This is a genomic window from Mycobacterium sp. IDUB_17 (assembly GCF_055419465.1).
The window spans coordinates 270,391-288,133 of record NZ_JBVAXS010000001.1 but is presented as its reverse complement, the minus strand read 5'-3'; the positions used below and the strand labels follow the sequence as shown (position 1 = coordinate 288,133).

Genomic DNA, 17,743 nt, shown 5'->3' with positions numbered 1-17,743 from the left:
GGCTCAGCCGTCCGTCCGATCGGCGGCCGCGGAGACCGGGGCCGGGTAGTTGGTGTGCGGTTCGAAAGTGTAGTCGGCGGACCGGAACCGGCGGGTCATCGACCAGAATGCGCGGGCGCTGCGTGGCCATTGGGTGACCACCCGGCCGCTGGGCGCCCGGAAATAGCTGCTGCACCGGGTCAGCCACACCGTGCCCTGCATCCACCGGTCGATGTCGGCGAGAAACGCGGCCATGGCGCTGGGACGCACCGCCACATAGGACTTGCGTTTGCGCCGAAGGTGTTTCAGTGCCCGCACCACGTAGCGGGCCTGCGCCTCCAGGATGAAGATGACGCTGTTGGAGCCGACATTGGTGTTGGGCCCGTACAGCATGAAGAAGTTGGGGAAACCGGGCACCGCCATCCCCAGGTAGGCGAATGCCCCGTCACTCCAGGTGTCGTGCAGCGACACCCCGTTTTCGCCGGTCACCTCGATCTGCCCCAGATAGTCGGCGGCCGCATACCCGGTGGCGCACACCACCACATCGACGTCGATTTCCCGACCGTCCTCGGTGACCAGCGACCGGGCCCGCAACGCACGGGCCGGGCTGGACACCACCTCGACGTTGGGCCGGGTCAGGGTCGCGATGAAATCCGGCGAGAACACCAGGCGCTTGCAGCCCAGCGGATGGTCCGGGGTGAGCCGGGCCCGCAATTCCTCGTCGGCCACGGTTGATTCGAGGAGGTTGAGCGCGAGTGCCTTGAATTCCTGCGTCTTGTCGCTGCCGTTCTCGATGACGGCGATGTTGGACTCGCTGCGCAGCCACAGCCGGGTCCGGTAGATCTTCTTCGCGAACGGCACATGGGCGAACAGCCAGCGCTCCCGGTCGGTGTACGGCCGGTCGGGTTTCGGCAGCACCCAGGTCGCCGAGCGCTGGACCGAGTACACCTTCTCGGCGACCTTCGCCATCTCCGGAACCACCTGGGAGGCAGTCGATCCGGTGCCGAGTACGGCTACCCGCGCCCCGTCGAGGTCGACGCTGTGGTCCCACTCCGCGGTGTGCATGAGGGTGCCGGTGAACGGTTCCTCGGCCACCAGATCTGGTTGCAACGGTTGGGTGAACAGGCCGATCGCCGAGACCACGATGTCGAAGCGGCGCTGCGCCCCGGCCGCGGTGGTCAACACCCAGTTGTTGGCGTCGGAATCCCACCGCGCCGCGATGATCTCGGTGTTCAGCTGCAGGTGCGAGCCCAGGCGGTAGCGCTCGGCGCACCGCTCGAAGTACTCCAGGATCTCCGGCTGCCCGGCCCACAGCCGGCTCCAGCCGGCGTTGAGATCGAAGGAGTAGGAGTACAGGTGTGACTTCACGTCGCAGGCCAGGCCCGGATAGGTGTTGATCCGCCAGGTGCCACCGATCCCGTCTTCGCGGTCGAAGATCGTGAAATCGTCAAAACCCGCCTTTTTCAGGAAGATTCCGAGCGCCAGCCCGCCCGGGCCGGCACCGATGATCCCCACCGAGGGTGAGCTCGACATGCGCACTATCCGATCTGCAGACATTGGCCGCCGTCGACGAGGAGCTCGGAGCCGGTGATGAAGGTCGCCTGGCCGGACAACAGAAATGCCACGGCGTCGGCGATTTCGGTCGGCTTACCCAACCGCCCGAGGGTGGCCCGGTCGACCAGCCGGGCCTGAGTCGACTCGTCGAGCATCGGTGTCTCGACAGGCCCGGGGAACACCGCGTTGACCCGGATACCGTCGCGGCCCAGTTCGGCGGCGGCCAGCTGGGTGAGGCCGCGCAGCGCCCACTTCGACGACCCGTAGGCCGCGTGGTACGGGAACGGCCGGACGGCGCCGGTGCTGCAGGTGTTCACCACGGCAGCGCCTTCGGCCTGCCGGAGGGGCTCGAGGGCTGCCTGCAATCCGAGGAAGGGGCCCAGGCAGTTGACCCGCCAGGATCCTTCGAATCCGGCCGGCGTTTCCTCGGCGATCGAGGCGCGGTGCAGCACACCGGCGTTGTTGACCAGCGCGTTGAGCCCGCCGAACCGCTCGACGGTGGCCCGCACCGCGGCCTGCCATTGCTCGGCCGAGGTCACGTCCAGCTGGACGGCCAGCACCTGGTCACCGAATTCGGCTGTGCTGGCGGCCAGTTCGTCGATCAGCAGATCAGCTGCTGTCACCCGGTAGCCGTCGGCCACCAGCCGGCGCACGATGGCCGCGCCCTGGCCACGCGCGGCGCCGGTCACCAGCGCGACCCGATCGCTGCTCGGCACTGCTCCTGCGTTCAGTTGTAGCCTCCTCGTTCGGCGCCGGTCGCGGCCTGCCCGGATGCGGACGGACCACCGGCGTTTCCTGCTGCTTCGTTGAGGTGCTCGGCGGCACCGCGGCGTAACGCCTGGGATTCCGAGGCCAAGGTGATCATCTGGAAACCGAAGTCGGCCATCGCTTTTCCGAGTTTTCCTGCCCCGGCATGGATTCCGGCGACCAGTCCGGACGCGCGGGCGGCGGTCTGCACGGTGACCATCGCCGCTCGCACCTCGGGGTGCGTCCAGGCGTCGGAGAGTTGGTATCCCATCGAGATGGCCAGGTCCGCCGGGCCGACGTAGATCCCGGTGAGGCCGGGTACCGCGCAGATCTCCTCGGCGGCGGCCAGGCCCCGCGCGGTCTCGATCATCGCGAATACACTCACCCGGGCCTCGAGCTCGACGGTGTCGTGTCCGAGGCTCGCCCGTAGCGGCCCGAAGCTGCGCACCCCGGCGGGGGCGTATCGGGTGGCCGCGACTGCAGCGGCGGCCTGGTCGGCGGATTCCACCATCGCGATGATCACCGCGTCGGCGCCCGCGTCGAGCACCCGGCCGATCGGTGCGGGGTCGGCCGAGGGCAACCGCACCGCCGTGGCGATCGGCACATGCTCGAGCCGTCGCAACAGCAGGGCTACGTCCGCGTCATCGAGATACCCATGCTGGACGTCGAATCCGACATAGTGGTAGCCCGCCGCCGCGAACTCCTCGGGACCGAGGATCGTCGGCCCCACGACCCAGCCACCCCAGACCTGGGCGTTGGCCGCCAGCGCGTCCTGCAATCGACTGGGGTTCATCGGGTGATCGCAATCTTGACGCGCTCGGGCACCGGACGGCAGGCCAGTTCGAACGCCGCCTGCACATCGTCCGAGCCGAAAGTGTGGGTCACGTAGCGGGGCAACAGGTCGGGATGCTCCCGGGCGAAGTCGTCGGCCCGGCGCAGCACACGCTGACGGTCGAGTGTGACACCGGATTTCAGGGTGAGGTTGTTACGCAACATGGTGCGCATGCTGATCGGATAGCTGTCGTCGTCGGGCACCCCGAAGTAGAACACCGTGCCCCCGAACGCGGCGGCATCCAGTGCGTGGTTGAGCGTGGCGACCTGATGCCCGACGGCCTCGATGACGATGTCGGGCTTGCCGTCCGGCCCCAGGTGCCTGACCCAACGGTCACTCGTGGCCCGGATCGCGTCGTCGACCCCGAAGTGGGCGCTCACCGCGCAACGGTCCACGGGGTCCACCCCGGTGACCCGTGCGGCACCGAAAGCCTTTGCCACATAGGAGAACAGCAAGCCGATCGAGCCCTGTCCGATAACGGCGACGTGGCGGCCTTGCAGATCCGGTAGTTGCTCGACGGCGTACAGGACGCATGCCAGCGGCTGCAGGCCGACGGCCAGTTCCGGGGTCAGTGCCGGGTCGTAGGAGACCAGCCCGGCTCCGTCGGCGATCACGCGGCCCATCAGACCGTCGAAACCCGACGCCCAACCCACCACGCGCTCCCCCGGGCGGTGGTCAGGATGGCGGCTGGCCAGTACCTCGCCGACGATCTCGTGGATCGGGAAGCCGTTCATCTCCGCCGCGCAGCATCCGGTGTCCCCCGGCAGCTTGCCTTGGGTGCCACGGAATCCGGGCAGGTCGCTGCCGCAGATCCCGGCGGCCAGGAAGTCGAGCAGCACTTGGCCGTCGGTCAACGATTCCGGCGATGGTTCTGAAATATCTTTCCGCTCAAACACATAGGGAGCGACGAGCCGATACGACCACACGTCACACCTCCACAGGGATGTTGTTCCAGCCCCACTGGAAACTCGACGGCGGTCGGGACGCCGCGGTCTCGTCGATGTGATAGTCGGGCACGCGCTTGAGGAACTCCTGGATCATGATGGTGATCTCCAGCCGGGCCACGTGTACGCCGAGGCAGAAATGCTGCCCGTGGCCGAACGACAACAGCCGTTCGATGGGCCGGTTCCACACGAAGTCGTCCGGATTGTCGTATTCCCGTTCGTCGCGGGCCGCCGAGGCCAGCAGCGTGATGACACGTTGGCCGGGATTGATGGTGGTGCCGTGAACGGTGTAGGGCCGCCGCACCGTTCGGGCGAACCACTGCGCCGGGGCGCTGTGCCGGATGATCTCCTCACGGGCGACCGGCACATTGCCGTCGAGATCGGAACGCACCGCGGCCAACTGGTCGGGGTGCCGCAGCAGCTGCCACAGCCCGGTCGCGGTGATCTTCGGGACCGTTTCGGTTCCGCCGATGAACACGCCGAGCATCTGCACCGCGGCTTCCATGTCCCCGAAGGCCGACCCGTCGGGCAGCCGGAAGTCGATCAGGGCATCGGCGATCGGCACGCTGCCGTCATGACCTGCCGCGCGCCGCCGCTCGATGATCGGGGTGAGGTAGGACAGGTAGCCGGGGCGGGCGTTGCCGACCTCGACCCCCTCCCCGGGTTGCGCGAGGCTGCCCGCGTTGACCGTGGCCAACACCTCCGGTGCGAGATCGGCTGGTAGTCCGACGAACTCGCAGACCATTGCGGCGGCGACGATGCCGCCGTAGTCCTGCGTCAGGTCGAACGTGCCGCGCGGCAGCAACTCGTCCAGACGTTCGTTGGCCAACGTCCGGATCCTCTCGGCCAGCTTGGCCGCCGAGCGTGGCCGGAACTGCGCCGACGTACACCGCCGCACGTTCTCGTAGAGCGGAGAGTCGAAGTTGGCGTGGAAGGGCATGGGATGAAGCGGCGGATCGGGCACCGGGCCGTCGTTGCGGTGCGCCAGCACGTTCGCGGCCGGCAGGGTCCCCTCGGAGGCGACGAAGGTTCCGTCGTTGACTCCGAGCATGTTCCAGATGTCGTCGAACCGGGACAGCGCGTACGTGTCCCATTTGTCGATGTAGTACACCGGGTACTCGTCGCGCAGGATCCGGTAGTACGGGAGCGGGTCGGCCATCACGTCCGGATCGAACGGATCGTAGGTGAAGTCCTGCAGCACAGGCTGATTCATGGCCGCCTCTACTTCAGCGGTGAGGGCGGCAGGGCCGAGAGGATCGAATCCTCCCAGCCGTCACGAAGCGCGGGGGCCACGCTCATCCAGGTGACGATCTCCGCGGGCGGGCTGCCCTTCCACGACGGGTAATGATTCTCGAAGCAGTCCCAGTCGTCGTCGAGTGCCCAGTAGTGGATCACCTCGTTGAACCGGAACGTGGTGATGAACGAGCCCAGCCAGCGCTTGCCGGTGCTTTCCGACCACGGCACATACAACCGCTCGAGTTCCCGGATGTAGTCGTCCTGGCGCCCGGGCTTGGTCTCCATGATCTCCTGAATCACCAGGCCCGCACCGAAGTTCGCCTCCTGGAGCTGCGCGAGCGTCCTGTTGTACTTGCCGGCGTACATGATCCGCCCCTCGCCGCGGGCCCCGAGCTCGGACAGGTAGGCCGCCCACTGGAGTGCGGGCTTCTCATGACTGCCGCCGACCGCCTGCGCCTTGCCGATGCGGGCGTAGTCGGCGAATGCGTCGATCTCCCAGATGATCGTCACCTGCGGCCAGTGCCCGTTGTAGGGCGTGGTTTCCCAGATCGCGAACAATCGGGCGCCGAGGTCCTCCATCATCGGCCGGTAGACCTCACCGAAGGTCTCCGTGAATTGGTCGGTCCTACCCGACCCGAGGTCGATGGTCTCGTGCAAATACAGCAGCGTGTGGCCGTAGAACTTCTTCATCACGACGCTCCGATAGTTGACAGTGGCACCATGCGAGCGTGACACTTGAGGCGTGTTTTGTAAAGGTGCGAGGACATGACGGCGGGAACCGAACAAACCGGGACAACCCAACTGGCGCATGGTTTCTGTTTCGGCGAGGGGCCGCGCTGGTTCGAGGGCCTGCTGTGGTTTTCCGACATGCTCGGCGAGGCGGTACACACGGTCACGCTGTCAGGCTCCATGACCGCCCTGCCCGTCCCCGGACATTCGCCCTCCGGGTTGGGTTTTCGGCCCGACGGCACCCTGCTGATCGTGTCCACCGAGCGCCGCCAGGTGCTGCGTTACGACGGCGACACCGTCGAGCTGCTGGCCGACCTCAGCGACCTGGCCCCCGCGGCCCTCGGTGACATGGTGGTCGACGCGCACGGCCGGGCCTATGTCGGATCCCAGGCCCGCATCGGGGGCGAGCGCAGCGACGGGGAGGGTCGGGGCGGGGTGATCGTGCGCATCGACCCCGATGACCAGGTCACCGTGGTCGCCGAACATCTCGACTTTCCCAACGGCATGGTGATCACCCCGGACGGCACCACCCTGATCGTCGCCGAGTCCACCGCGCGACGACTGAGCGCCTTCACGATCGATGCCGACGGCGGCCTCGTCGACCGGCGGGTGTTCGCCGAGGGGCTCGACGGCCCGCCGGACGGCCTCGCGATCGACGTCGAGGGCGGGGTGTGGGCGGCATTGACCTTGGCGCAGGAGTTCCAGCGCTTCGCCGCCGACGGACAGGGCGAGGCGACGGTCACGCACCGGGTCGACGCCGACGGCCGCACCGCGATCGCGTGCGCCCTGGGCGGCGCCGAGGGACGCACCCTGTTCCTGGTCACCACCACCGACGCCTATCCGGAACGCCTGATCGGCACCAAACTGTCGCGGGTCGATGCGCTCATGGTCGAAACCCCCGCACCGGGCGATCACGACACCCATCATCACCACTGAACGGTAGATATGTCTGATTCTTACTACGAACTGATCGACGAGAACGACGCGGCCGGTGAGAGGTTCCGCGCGACCGACATGGCCCGCGGCACCTGGTCGGCGGCCATCCAGCACGGTGCGCCGGTGTCGGCGTTGCTGGTGCGGGCGCTGGAACGCTGTGAGTACCGCGCCGACACCCGGTTGAGCCGGGTCGCCATCGATCTGATGGGCGGCGTGCCGTCGGAAGGCGACCTGTGGGTGCGCGCACAGCTGGAACGGCCGGGCAAGCAGATCGAACTGGTCAGCGCCGAAATGCTGGCACCCGGACCCGACGGTGCTCCCCGGGTGGTGGCGCGGGCCAGCGGTTGGCGGATGTTGCAACTGGACACCACCGCGCTCACCCACACCGGCGTCGAGCCGCTACCGCCGCTGGAGCAGGCCCGCGGCCGCGACATGGCCAAGAACTGGGAGACCAACTACGTGCACAGCGTGGATTGGCGCTGGCTGACCGTGCCGCAGGCGCCCGGCCCGGGTGGGTCCTGGCTCAAGCCGACGGTCGACGTGGTCAAGGGCGAGCCGATGACACCGTTGCAGCGGTTGTTCGCGGTGGCCGATGACGCCAACGGCATCGGCTCCAAGATCGACATCCGCAAGTGGACATTCCTCAACACCGACCTGGTCGTGCACATCCACCGGGTGCCCGACGGGGAGTGGATCGGCATCCGCGCCGACACCAGCTACGGCCCCGACGGCATCGGTGCCACAGTGGGGACGCTGTTCGACCAGACCGGCGCGGTGGGCGCGATCCAGCAGTCGGTGCTGGTCCGCCCACGCCCCTCCCGCTAGACCGGCGAGGTAGGAGTTCCCTTCCCACACAAGCAGACACGAAGCCACCCGCCCGAGCTCAGGTCACGACGGGCTCCCTCCCCGGACGGGGAGTGTGAGCGTGCACGGCGCCGCTGTCGAGCAGTGGAGTCGATGGGTGGACTTCGCCGTCGACGTCGGATGCCACACGTCTGCGTCGGTGCCCGGGTGCACCGGGTACAGCGGAAAACAGGAGGACATGACCGCGAGTCGCAGTCGGTGACCGACCCGCACCCGATAGGCGGTGTCCCCCATGTCGACGGTGACCCGCTGGGTGCCCGACCCGGTGTGGGCGACGGCGGCCCCTTCCAGAATCACGCGAGCCCGGCCCGAGGGATAGACATCCAACAGTCGGGTGATGACATGGGTACTCGGACCGGAGGCCTCTACATGCAACTCGGCGGCGACATGACCGACGATGTCGAAGGGTGCGCCCTGCAGTGCCGTGGTGAACGTGGCTACATCCGGGCGGAGGTGAAGTTCCTGCTCGTCAGGCAGATTCGCGCACTGTCCCCAGTCCGAGCCGATCAGGTACGGCACGGGCGCGTCCGGATCGTGTGTCCAGCTGGCGGTAGAGCTGTCCGTGGGCGCCGCCGGTGACAGTTGCCCGCCGTCACTGCTCGACAGCGCCAGCTCGGCGCGGCTCAGCATCAGGCTCACCGCGGTGGTGTCGCCCGATTCCCAACGGTCGGCCACGCACCAGTCGGCGTTGGCCACCTCGTAGCGCACCCGCGGCGCTTGCCAGCGGCCCAGGCGTTCGCGCAGGTAGTGATCGAAGAATGCCAGCGGTTCGGCCATCATGACGTCGAGGTAGTTGCGCAGCGCCTCATCGTCCACCTCGTGGTCGAAGTGCGGTTCGTGGTCCTCGTGCAGATGGAAGTCCTCGTGGTCGGAGGCGCGCATACGCAGGAACTGGTGCTCGGCTGCGGGCGCGCCGGCGACACGTCGCCAGTCGGCGAGTTGATCGCGCTGAAGGTTGTCCCACCAACCGCCCATGTGCAGTGCCGGGATCTGCAGTCCTGACGCCGGGCTGCCCCCTCCGAAGGCGCGGGTGATCAAGGAGCCGTCGGCGTTTCCGGCGACCAACGACGCCAGCGTGTCCGCAATCTGCGACGCGGCCTCGGGCAACCCGTACCGAGTGCCGTCGGTGCGGGCGATCAGCGGTCGTTCCAGCATGCCGCTCATGGAGAACGTGTGCACGATCCACTCGTAGAGCGGAATGCGCGGGACCACGTCAGGGGAAAACATCGTGAAGAACTCGGATCCCGTGACGCGTGGAACGATCGCCCGCAGTGCCGGATGACCCGAAGCAACCGCCGCCCACTGGGTGAAACCGTAGTAGGAGTCCCCCATCATGCCGACGATGCCGTTGCTCCAGGGCTGCTCGACGATCCAGTCCAGGGTCGCGTGGCCGTCACCGGACTCGTTGACGAAGGGGTCGCGCTCACCTTCGGAACGAAACTTTCCGCGGACGTCCTGCAGGACAGCGGCGAATCCGTGTGCCGTCAACCGAGCGGCGATCTGCGGCAGGAAGGTGTAGCGGCCGGACTTGTCGTACGGCAGGCGTACCAGCACGGTGGGGCGTGGCACGGTCGTCGGTTCGGGTAGGTAGACATCGGTGGCCAGTCGGACGCCGTCGGGCATGGCCACCATCACCGGATCCGCCCGTGGATCGAGTGGCGCTGGTTGCGATGCGACTTCGGCATTGAGTGTTGTTGTCACTACTTTGCTCCGATCATGGCGGCCCATGGCATGTCGATGTAGGCGAACGAAGCCGGGGCGCCGCTGATGTTGTTTTTCAGGAACAGGCTCTCGTTGGGAGAGACCAGCGCGATGGCGAGTTGTTGTGGGACGAACAGCGCTTGCGCCTCGGTGAACAGTTCTGCCGACTTCTGCGGGTCGTCGGTTTGACGTGCTTGCTCCAGCAGGTCATGAACCTTCGGATCGGAGTAGCCCGTCCAGTTGAACAGCCCGCCCTCGACAGCGAACTCCGGCGCATAGGCAAGCGGATTGGCGAACTCGGAGTATCCCTTGGCATACAGGAGATCGACTGCAGCACGGGCAGATTCGTCGTAGAACATCTCGGAGTTCTCGGTGGGCTGTACCTGTTGAATCTTCATGTCCAGGCCGATCTCCTTGGCTGCCGCCTGCACGAACGTCAGCGTGCGCAGACCGGCCTCGTCACCCGAGCCGACGGCGGCGGTGAACGCCCGGTCGGTCAGTCTGGCGCTGTCGACGAGTTTCTTGGCCTCCTCGATGTTGGCCTCGGTGGTGTCGGGCAGCTTGTCGTAGGCCTGTTGGTAGACCGAGCGCGCCGGTCCCGAGCCCCACATGAACGGCGGGATGAACGACTTCAGCGGTTCTGCTGCGCCGCCATAGACCGATTGCGCGAGAGCCTTCTTGTCGATGGCCAGGTCCAACGCGGTCCGCACGGCGACATTGCTCATCGGCCCGGCCTTCTCGGTGGGGATGAGTTCGATCATTTGGGTGCTGGGACCGTCGTACACGACGCCGGTGGTGGAGTTGGCCAGCGCGCTTCGGGTCGAGACGGGCAACTCGTAGGCGCCGTCGAATTCTCCGGCTTGGAGTGCAGTGGTGAGGGTGCTCGGCTCGGAGACGATCCGGAAGTCGACCGTCGCCGCCTTCGCGGCGTGCTCGCGATCCCAGTATGTCTCGTTCCGCTTCAGCGTGATCGACTCACCGGGCTTCCAGGACTGCATCGTGAACGGGCCGGTACACATGACCCCGCCGGTCGGTGTGCCATAGCGGTTTCCGGCTTGTTCGACGAACTTTCGCTGAGATACCGCTCCGCCCAGACTGGCCATGGCCGATTCGAACAACACGTCGGGCCGGCTGAGTCGGACGGTCACCTGATTCGGGCCGGTCACATCGATAGAGGACACCGATTGGTAGTAGGACGACCAGAAGGACCCCACCTCGGGATCCGCATTGCGTTTGAGGCTGTAGACAACGTCATCCGGGGTCAGGGGATCACCGTTGCTGAACGTCACACCGGGATGCAGGTCGAAGACATAGGTCGTCGGGTCAGGTTTGGTGATCTTCTCGGCGAGGTTCGGCCGCAGGTTGAAGTCGGCGTCGAAGGCCGCCAAGCTTTCGCAGACGTTCGTCGCGACTGCCGCCGGAGAGTAGTCGCCAACCTTGGCAGGGTCGACCGAGGCCGGCTCGCCTTCGGGCAACGCCCACCGCAGGGTGTCGATCGCACCGCCGGCCGCGGGTGTCGCGGTCTGCAGTTTCGGTGGTGACGCGTTGTCACGCTGACCACCACTGCCTGCACAGCCCGCAAGCAGCACACTACTCACGGCGAGGACGGCCACTGCGGACCGCCGCGTGGGCGAACAGATCGTCTTCATGTTCCAGGCCTTTCCTTGGGACCGATGACCGAATGGTCACGACGAGTGGGTTTCCATCCCCGCCGCGGCACGGCCGTCAGCAGTGCCTGCGTGTAGGGATTCTGGGGTGCCGTCAGCACGTCTTGGATCGGGCCGGACTCCACGATTCGACCCGAGCGCATGACGACGACGTCGTCACACATGAATTCGGCGACAGCGAGATCATGCGTGATGAACAGCAACGCGACACCGGTCGCTGCACGCACGTCCTGCAGCACCTGCAGTATCTGCGCCTGAATCGACACGTCCAGTGCCGCAACCGGTTCGTCGAGCACGAGCACACGAGGTCCGGGGGCCAGCGCGCGAGCAATCGCCACCCGCTGTCGCTGCCCACCCGATAGCGTGCGCGGATGATCGGCGTAGCGCTGGTCATCCAGGCCCACCAGCGACAGCAGTTCTCGCGCTCGGGAAGCGGATGCGGAGCGACTCAGGTCGGTATGCAGGTGGATGACTTCCTCCAACGCATCCCCGATCCGCTGGCGCGGATCCAGCGAAGAGTAAGGATCCTGGAACACCATCTGCACCTTGCGGGCCAGCGCGCGACGCCGGGCATGGGACATGTCGTCGTCGACCGCTGTGCCGCAGACCATCACCGATCCCGACGTCGGCGTCTCCAGTCCCACGACGATGCGGGCACACGTCGATTTTCCAGAACCGCTCTCTCCGACGACGGCCAGGGATCGGCCCTCGTCGATGCTGAAACTAACGTCGTCCACGGCCACGAAGTCCTCGGACTTGCGGCCATTGCGGACCGTGAACGTCTTTCGCAGCGCGCTGATCGCCAAGACCGGCTCAGACATGCAACACCTCTGTCGGGTGTGCGATTCGGCGATCCTGCCACAACTCGCAGGCCACCGATCCAGTTGCGCTAGGGCGTAATTCAGGATCTTCGGTCAGGCAGACGTCCATCGCCGCCGCACATCGGGGCGCGAACGCGCAGCCCTGCCCAACCTCCGCTCCCGAGATGGGGCGCCCCGCGATGGGATGCAGCTCACCCGCACGGCCCAGCTCGGGTCGCGACCGCAACAGGCCAGCGGTGTAGGGATGAGCCGGGGTGTCGACCAGAGCTTCGGCCGGCGCCTGTTCGACGATGGCGCCGGCGTACATGACCGCGATTCGATCGGACACCGCAGAGGCGAGATCCAGGTCGTGGGTGATGAAAAGCATTGCCATCCCTCGTTGATGACGTTGTTCGTCGATGATGGCCATGACATCCGCCTGGGTCGTGACGTCGAGTGCGGTGGTGGGTTCGTCGGCCAGCAACAGTCGTGGCTGCCGGAGTAGCACCGATGCGATCATCACCCGCTGCAACAGTCCGCCCGACAGTTCGTGCGGCCGTCGTTGCGCGCGCTGCTCGGGATCACTGATGCCCACCTCCCGCAGCATTTCCATCGCGCGTTTGTACGCCGCATGCCGGTTGGCGAATCGATTACCCAAGCCCTCCAACAAGAAATCACCCACGGTGCGCACGGGATTGATGTGCGCCTCGGGGTCCTGGAAGATCATCCCGACGTCGGTCGCGCGCCAGCGGCGCAATGCCTTGCCGCTCAACTGCATCACATCGAGTCCGTCGAAGTCGATCACACCTTGGACATCAGATCCTCGGGGAAGCAGTCGCAGTATCGCCCGGGTGGTGAGCGACTTCCCCGAACCCGATTCGCCGACCAACGCCACTGCCTCGCCGACACCGACCTGAAGCGAGACCTCCCGCAGCAGTGGTCGATCGAGCGTAGGCACCTGCACCTTCAAGCGCTCTACTGTCAACAGCGACGTCATCATCGCCCCCCCACTCGGGCCGCCAGCCGCGTGCCCACGAGGTTCACGCACACGACGGTTGCGACGATGATCAAACCCGCGAAGATGGACTGCTGTGGGTATCCGGACAGGATCGAGGATTGGCCGTTGGCGACCATGAGCCCCCATTCGGGATCGGGTGGCTGCACGCCCAGCCCGATGTAGGAGATGGCCGCGAGGTCCAGCAGTGCGTAGCCGAACGCAAGGCTGGTCTGCACGACCACGACGGGCAGCAGGTTGGGTACGACGTGTCGGACACAGATCCATACCGGTGAGAACCCCTGGATCTGCAGGGCCGCGACGTAGGGCTGTGACCTTTCGCGCAATGCAGCGACGCGCACCACCCGACCGATGTAGGGCACGTAGGCCACTGCCAATGCGAGCACCGGACTCAGCAGCCCCCGGCCGAATACGGTCACGGCGATGATGGCCAAAATCAGGCCGGGAAAAGCGAACAGTAGATCGAAGATTCGCGAGATGAGCGCATCGGCCCAGCCGCGTCGCCAGGCTGCGATGACTGCCAGCAGGGTCCCCACCAGGGCGGCGGTGAGCACCACCAGGGCCGGCCCGACCAGGCTCGGCCGGGCGCCGACAATGATGCGGCTGAGGATGTCGCGGCCCGTGTCATCCGTGCCCAGAAGGTGATTGGCACTGGGCAGCGCGTGAATGTCCAGTGCATCGACCTGCAGCGCACCATGCGGAGCGATCCACGGCCCCAGGACGGCCATGCCGACGACGATCGCCAAGAAGCCGACACATGTCCACGTCACCCAGGTGAACGACCCGTCACCGGATCGACGCACCCGGCGCGGAGCGAGTTGAATGGCGCTCATACGGCAACTCCCCCGGCCAGCCGCGGGTCGAGCATCGCGCTCAACATGTCGACCAGCGTGTTCACCACGACGAACGCGGCGATCATGATCAGGGTGACGGCTTGCACGGTCACGATGTCCTGCCGGGCTGCACTCTGAACCAGCAGGGAGCCGATGCCGTTGACCCCGAAGGCCTGTTCGGCAACCGACGTCGCCGCGAAGATCCCGGCGATCGACAACCCGTTGACCGCCACGATCGGCCCCGATGCGTTGCGCACCACGTGCCGCCAGATGATCGCCGACTCGGCGATGCCCCGACTGCGTGCCGTCTCGACGTGTTCAGAGGTGATCTCCCGGCGTACGGCCTCCTGAGTGATGTTGGCGACGTAGGCAATCCAGGCGAATCCAAGCGAAGCAGCGGGCAGCGTCAGGTGCCACAGTTGGTCCAGGAACCCTGCCCCGCCCCCGTAGACCGGGAACCAGCCCAATCCCGAGGCGAACACGGCGATCAGGATGACCGCGACGGCGAACGTCGGAGCGGCCATCAGGACCGTGGTCACACTGGTCATCGCCGTCGCCGTGCGCCCACCACGCCAGCCGGCCAGAACTCCCAATACCACGCCACCGATGACGATGAAGACGGCCGCATAGGCCACCAGGAAGACCGTCGTACCCAGCCGGCTGGCAACCAGTTCGCCGACCGGCGCACGGTTGATCAGTGACACCCCGAAGTCTCCGCGCACCACACCACCGAGCCACCGGGCGTAGCTCTGCAAGAAGGGTTCGTCGAGGTGAAACTCCGCTCGCGCCGCGGCCAACGCCTCCGGACTGGGCTTGGAACCCCCGACGAGCAGCGTTGCCGGATCACCTGGGGATACGAACATCGCGCCATAGACGAGCACACTGCCCACGGCCAGGGTCACGACCAGCGCGATCACGCGCTTGACCACCCAACGCAGGGAAATCGAGGCATTCACCGATGCACGCCTCCTCTCCGAGTTTCGAACGGGCGCAACAGAACACGGGCCCGACGTTGCGTCAGCGGAGTTTCCTGCAACACTGTGACACAACGTTGTTGTACAACGGCGTACGATAGTGTGGCGTAACGCACGTCACTTCGTCAAGGGACAGGGAGGTAGCGCACATGCCGATCGAAGTCGATGCTGCTGCGCGCCTGGATCAGATCGCCGAGGCCACCTTGCGGGTCGCCGCACGCGAGCGCCCCGCCGGCGTGACTATCCGCGCGGTGGCCGCCGAGCTCGGCGGTTCGACCACCGTGGTGACCAACTACATCAAGTCTCGGGCGGACCTTCTGCTGAACGCCGTCCGCTACGAACTGTCCGCCTGGCGACGTGAGCAGGCCGAGGCGATCGCCGGGGCGCAAGACGACCCGCGATCGAGACTGCGGGAACAAATTCGGTGGTCGACCACGACATTGCACAATGATCGGGCCGCCCGCCAGATTTGGCTCGACCTGGTGTCACGCGCGTCGAGCGACGGCGCTTCGGAATTGCTGCGCAACGACGCCGCCGAACACCACGAACTCATTCGCACCGATGTGCAGGAGCTGGCACCGGCGGACTCGGACCCCGACGCGATTGCCGACGCCATTTACCTGGCCATCCGAGGCTTCTACTTCGCCACTACAGAGGATCCTGAGCAGTGGCCGCCCGAGCGGGCCACACATGCCATCCTTCAGATGGCCGATCTGTTGCTCGGCCTCACCGCCAAGTCCGCCGTCTGACCTACAGCCGTGGCATCCGACAAGCTCGACCGAAGACCGGACAGGGTGAAATACCCTGCAGGATAGCCACTTCCGGCAACAAAGTGTAAGACCTCGGATGCCGAACCTTACACACTGCCACGCCGCGACCTGATCGGTGTCGTGCAGACTAAATCCTTGGTACACAACATGCTTCGCGATCAGCTGCACCACGCAGGACCAGGCACTCGCCGAACGACCGCACTGCCCCCGGAGCAACAAGAACGAGGAGAGATCAGATGATGAACCGACCGCAGGCACCGGGCCTGGCGAACACATGACCGCCCTCGGATCCAATTGCTCGGTCACGGCGGGCACGATCGCGCTCGAACTGACCGACGTCCCGACCGATCAACTGGTTCTTGGCCGGCCCCAAACGGGCAGCGCCGAACTCGGGACGCTCGGCGAGCTCGAGATCGGCGTGTGGGAGATGACCGAAGGCACGATGCGCGACGTTGAGGCAGAAGAGGTGTTCGTTGTTCTGGCTGGACGTGCCGTCGTCGAATTCGACGACGGCACCGCCCCACTTCACCTGCAGATAGGCGACGTCGCCCGACTAGCCGCGGGTGCACGCACGGTGTGGACGGTGACCGAACGACTGCGCAAGGTCTACGTCACCGTCTGATCGAGCAGACCGATCGCAGCGATGTCCCGAATTTGACGACACCGCCGAACTTTTGGGCCGCGCAGCGCTAGGCATGTCGCTGCCACCGATCGAACTCTGCCGCCGAACCGAGGAACAGGAGAAATCAATGCCCACCACACACTCGACCGCATACGAGCGCCACGCTCCTGATGCCCGCGTGGTCAGCGCCGCGCTGGCAGACAGTGTCGCGTCGGTGTTCTGGCTCGACGACACCGACGATGACACCGCGTATCCGACGTTGACGTCATCCACCTCCGCCGATCTGACCGTCGTCGGCGGCGGCTACCTCGGGCTGTGGACCGCGGTTTTGGCCAAGCGGCGCAACCCGAGTGCCCGCGTGGTGCTGCTGGAGGCCGAAACCGCGGGCTGGGCGGCATCGGGTCGCAACGGCGGATTCTGCGAGGCCAGCCTCACCCATGGCGAGAGCAACGGTCAGACGCGCTGGCCCGGCGAGTACGAACAGCTGGAACGGCTGGGCATGGAGAACCTCGCAGCCATGGAGGCCGACATCGGTGAGCTTGGCATCGAATGCCAGTGGGAGATGCCGGGTTCCCTCAGCGTCGCAGTCGACCAGCATCAGATCGACTGGCTGGATCCGCAGCTCCGCCTCGACCGCGAACAGACCCGAGCACAGGTGAACAGCCCGCTGTATCTGGCCGCAGAGTGGCACCGAGAAGGTTGCGCCCTCGTGCATCCGGGCCGGCTCGCCCGTGAACTCGCGCGGGTCGCCGCCGAACTCGGCGTCGAGGTCTTCGAGCACTCACCGGTGCAGAAAGTCGACACCGACAACCCGACCGCCGTATGCGTACACACACCGCGCACCACGGTCACCACGGATCGAGTCGCGTTGGCCACGAACGTGTTCCCGTCACTGCTGCGCCGCAACCGGCTGCGCACCGTGCCGGTCTACGACTACGTGTTGATGACCGAACCCCTCTCGACGGCCCAGATGGACTCGATCGGATGGCACAACCGCCAGGGCGTCGGTGATCTGGCCAATCAATTCCACTATTCGAGGCTGACCCAAGACAACAGAATCCTCTACGGCGGCTATGACGCCATCTATCACAGTGGTCGTCACGTTCGCGCCGGCTACGAGGACAGACCCGAGTCCTATCGCACGCTCGCATCGCACTTCCTCGCGACCTATCCACAACTGGAGGGCATTCGCTTCAGTCACCGCTGGGCCGGGGCCATCGACACGTGCACGCAGTTCGCGGCGTTTCACGGCCTCGCCCGCCGAGGGCGGGTTGCCTACGCGGCCGGTTTCACCGGCTTGGGGGTGGGGGCAACCCGTTTCGCCGCCGAAGTCATGCTCGATCACCTTGACGGTCGGTGCACTGCCCGAACCGCGTTGAAGATGGTGCGCCGCAAACCACTGCCCTTCCCGCCAGAACCGCTGACCTCGATTGGCATCAACGCCACCCGATGGGCGCTGAATCGAGCGGATCACAATCAAGGCCGGCGTAATGCCCTGCTGCGCACCCTTGATGCGGTTGGTTTGGGATTCGACTCCTGA

The 17,743-nt window shown here is 66.1% G+C and carries 17 protein-coding genes; 5 read left to right on the top strand and 12 right to left on the bottom strand.

The window, feature by feature from the left end:
* Nucleotides 1-3: 3 nt before the first annotated feature.
* Genes ACZYZ7_RS01425 through ACZYZ7_RS01400 form a run of 6 tightly spaced genes read right to left on the bottom strand, consistent with a single transcriptional unit; the run spans nucleotide 4 to nucleotide 5,982 of the window.
* Nucleotides 4-1,536, bottom strand: coding sequence for a flavin-containing monooxygenase (locus tag ACZYZ7_RS01425; RefSeq protein WP_450068832.1), 1,533 nt, complete (start codon nucleotides 1,534-1,536; stop codon nucleotides 4-6).
* Nucleotides 1,518-2,249, bottom strand: coding sequence for an SDR family NAD(P)-dependent oxidoreductase (locus tag ACZYZ7_RS01420; RefSeq protein WP_450068831.1), 732 nt, complete (start codon nucleotides 2,247-2,249; stop codon nucleotides 1,518-1,520). The genes ACZYZ7_RS01425 and ACZYZ7_RS01420 overlap by 19 nt, the downstream gene beginning before the upstream one ends.
* 11 nt (nucleotides 2,250-2,260) lie before the next feature.
* Entirely contained in the window at nucleotides 2,261-3,073 is an 813-nt protein-coding gene (locus ACZYZ7_RS01415; RefSeq protein WP_450068830.1) for an HpcH/HpaI aldolase family protein, read from the bottom strand.
* The gene (locus tag ACZYZ7_RS01410; RefSeq protein ID WP_450068829.1) at nucleotides 3,070-4,038 is read right to left on the bottom strand and encodes a zinc-binding dehydrogenase; all 969 of its coding nucleotides are present in this window, start codon (nucleotides 4,036-4,038) and stop codon (nucleotides 3,070-3,072) included. Before ACZYZ7_RS01410 ends, ACZYZ7_RS01415 begins: the two co-directional genes overlap by 4 nt.
* A gap of 1 nt (nucleotide 4,039) precedes the next feature.
* Nucleotides 4,040-5,269, bottom strand: a complete 1,230-nt coding sequence (locus ACZYZ7_RS01405) for a cytochrome P450 (protein ID WP_450068828.1) — start codon at nucleotides 5,267-5,269, stop codon at nucleotides 4,040-4,042.
* 8 nt (nucleotides 5,270-5,277) lie between these two features.
* Nucleotides 5,278-5,982, bottom strand: a complete 705-nt coding sequence (locus tag ACZYZ7_RS01400; RefSeq protein WP_044517584.1) for a hypothetical protein — start codon at nucleotides 5,980-5,982, stop codon at nucleotides 5,278-5,280.
* Nucleotides 5,983-6,057: 75 nt separating this feature from the next.
* On the opposite strand from ACZYZ7_RS01400, the gene ACZYZ7_RS01395 reads away from it, so the two are divergent.
* Nucleotides 6,058-6,957 carry an SMP-30/gluconolactonase/LRE family protein gene (locus ACZYZ7_RS01395; RefSeq protein ID WP_450068827.1) on the top strand — a complete coding sequence of 300 codons (900 nt, stop codon included), beginning with the start codon at nucleotides 6,058-6,060 and terminating at the stop codon, nucleotides 6,955-6,957.
* Between the two features lie 9 nt (nucleotides 6,958-6,966).
* Nucleotides 6,967-7,782 carry a thioesterase family protein gene (locus ACZYZ7_RS01390; protein WP_450068826.1) on the top strand — a complete coding sequence of 272 codons (816 nt, stop codon included), beginning with the start codon at nucleotides 6,967-6,969 and terminating at the stop codon, nucleotides 7,780-7,782.
* A 63-nt stretch (nucleotides 7,783-7,845) separates the two neighbouring features.
* On the opposite strand, the gene ACZYZ7_RS01385 is transcribed toward ACZYZ7_RS01390, so the two are convergent.
* From ACZYZ7_RS01385 to ACZYZ7_RS01360, 6 genes are read right to left on the bottom strand one after another with little or no spacing between them, the layout of a single operon-like run.
* Nucleotides 7,846-9,522, bottom strand: coding sequence for a CocE/NonD family hydrolase (locus ACZYZ7_RS01385; RefSeq protein ID WP_450068825.1), 1,677 nt, complete (start codon nucleotides 9,520-9,522; stop codon nucleotides 7,846-7,848).
* Nucleotides 9,522-11,120, bottom strand: a complete 1,599-nt coding sequence (locus tag ACZYZ7_RS01380; protein WP_463740065.1) for an ABC transporter substrate-binding protein — start codon at nucleotides 11,118-11,120, stop codon at nucleotides 9,522-9,524. The genes ACZYZ7_RS01385 and ACZYZ7_RS01380 overlap by 1 nt, the downstream gene beginning before the upstream one ends.
* Before the next feature lie 47 nt (nucleotides 11,121-11,167).
* On the bottom strand, nucleotides 11,168-12,010 hold the full coding sequence (locus ACZYZ7_RS01375; protein WP_450068823.1) for an ABC transporter ATP-binding protein: 843 nt from the start codon (nucleotides 12,008-12,010) through the stop codon (nucleotides 11,168-11,170).
* Nucleotides 12,003-12,947, bottom strand: a complete 945-nt coding sequence (locus ACZYZ7_RS01370) for an ABC transporter ATP-binding protein (RefSeq protein ID WP_450068822.1) — start codon at nucleotides 12,945-12,947, stop codon at nucleotides 12,003-12,005. The genes ACZYZ7_RS01375 and ACZYZ7_RS01370 overlap by 8 nt, the downstream gene beginning before the upstream one ends.
* 38 nt (nucleotides 12,948-12,985) lie before the next feature.
* Nucleotides 12,986-13,837 carry an ABC transporter permease gene (locus ACZYZ7_RS01365; RefSeq protein ID WP_450068821.1) on the bottom strand — a complete coding sequence of 284 codons (852 nt, stop codon included), beginning with the start codon at nucleotides 13,835-13,837 and terminating at the stop codon, nucleotides 12,986-12,988.
* Entirely contained in the window at nucleotides 13,834-14,793 is a 960-nt protein-coding gene (locus ACZYZ7_RS01360; RefSeq protein ID WP_450068820.1) for an ABC transporter permease, read from the bottom strand. Before ACZYZ7_RS01360 ends, ACZYZ7_RS01365 begins: the two co-directional genes overlap by 4 nt.
* Nucleotides 14,794-14,960: 167 nt before the next feature.
* On the opposite strand from ACZYZ7_RS01360, the gene ACZYZ7_RS01355 reads away from it, so the two are divergent.
* From ACZYZ7_RS01355 to ACZYZ7_RS01345, 3 genes are all read left to right on the top strand, one after another.
* Complete coding sequence (locus ACZYZ7_RS01355) at nucleotides 14,961-15,560, top strand: TetR/AcrR family transcriptional regulator (protein ID WP_450068819.1); 600 nt, start codon at nucleotides 14,961-14,963, stop codon at nucleotides 15,558-15,560.
* 295 nt (nucleotides 15,561-15,855) lie between these two features.
* A complete protein-coding gene (locus ACZYZ7_RS01350; RefSeq protein WP_450068818.1) occupies nucleotides 15,856-16,203 on the top strand; it encodes a cupin domain-containing protein in 348 nt (115 codons plus the stop codon).
* A 127-nt stretch (nucleotides 16,204-16,330) separates the two neighbouring features.
* Entirely contained in the window at nucleotides 16,331-17,743 is a 1,413-nt protein-coding gene (locus ACZYZ7_RS01345) for an NAD(P)/FAD-dependent oxidoreductase (protein WP_450068817.1), read from the top strand.

Excerpts from the sequence above, each read along its gene's own strand:
- ACZYZ7_RS01375 (WP_450068823.1), bottom strand. The coding sequence starts at position 12,010 with ATGTCTGAGCCGGTCTTGGCGATCAGCGCGCTGCGAAAGACGTTCACG.
- ACZYZ7_RS01415 (WP_450068830.1), bottom strand. The coding sequence starts at position 3,073 with ATGAACCCCAGTCGATTGCAGGACGCGCTGGCGGCCAACGCCCAGGTC.
- ACZYZ7_RS01400 (WP_044517584.1), bottom strand. The coding sequence starts at position 5,982 with ATGAAGAAGTTCTACGGCCACACGCTGCTGTATTTGCACGAGACCATC.
- ACZYZ7_RS01425 (WP_450068832.1), bottom strand. The coding sequence starts at position 1,536 with ATGTCTGCAGATCGGATAGTGCGCATGTCGAGCTCACCCTCGGTGGGG.
- ACZYZ7_RS01345 (WP_450068817.1), top strand. The coding sequence starts at position 16,331 with ATGCCCACCACACACTCGACCGCATACGAGCGCCACGCTCCTGATGCC.
- ACZYZ7_RS01405 (WP_450068828.1), bottom strand. The coding sequence starts at position 5,269 with ATGAATCAGCCTGTGCTGCAGGACTTCACCTACGATCCGTTCGATCCG.
- ACZYZ7_RS01395 (WP_450068827.1), top strand. The coding sequence starts at position 6,058 with ATGACGGCGGGAACCGAACAAACCGGGACAACCCAACTGGCGCATGGT.
- ACZYZ7_RS01365 (WP_450068821.1), bottom strand. The coding sequence starts at position 13,837 with ATGAGCGCCATTCAACTCGCTCCGCGCCGGGTGCGTCGATCCGGTGAC.
- ACZYZ7_RS01390 (WP_450068826.1), top strand. The coding sequence starts at position 6,967 with ATGTCTGATTCTTACTACGAACTGATCGACGAGAACGACGCGGCCGGT.
- ACZYZ7_RS01355 (WP_450068819.1), top strand. The coding sequence starts at position 14,961 with ATGCCGATCGAAGTCGATGCTGCTGCGCGCCTGGATCAGATCGCCGAG.
- ACZYZ7_RS01350 (WP_450068818.1), top strand. The coding sequence starts at position 15,856 with ATGACCGCCCTCGGATCCAATTGCTCGGTCACGGCGGGCACGATCGCG.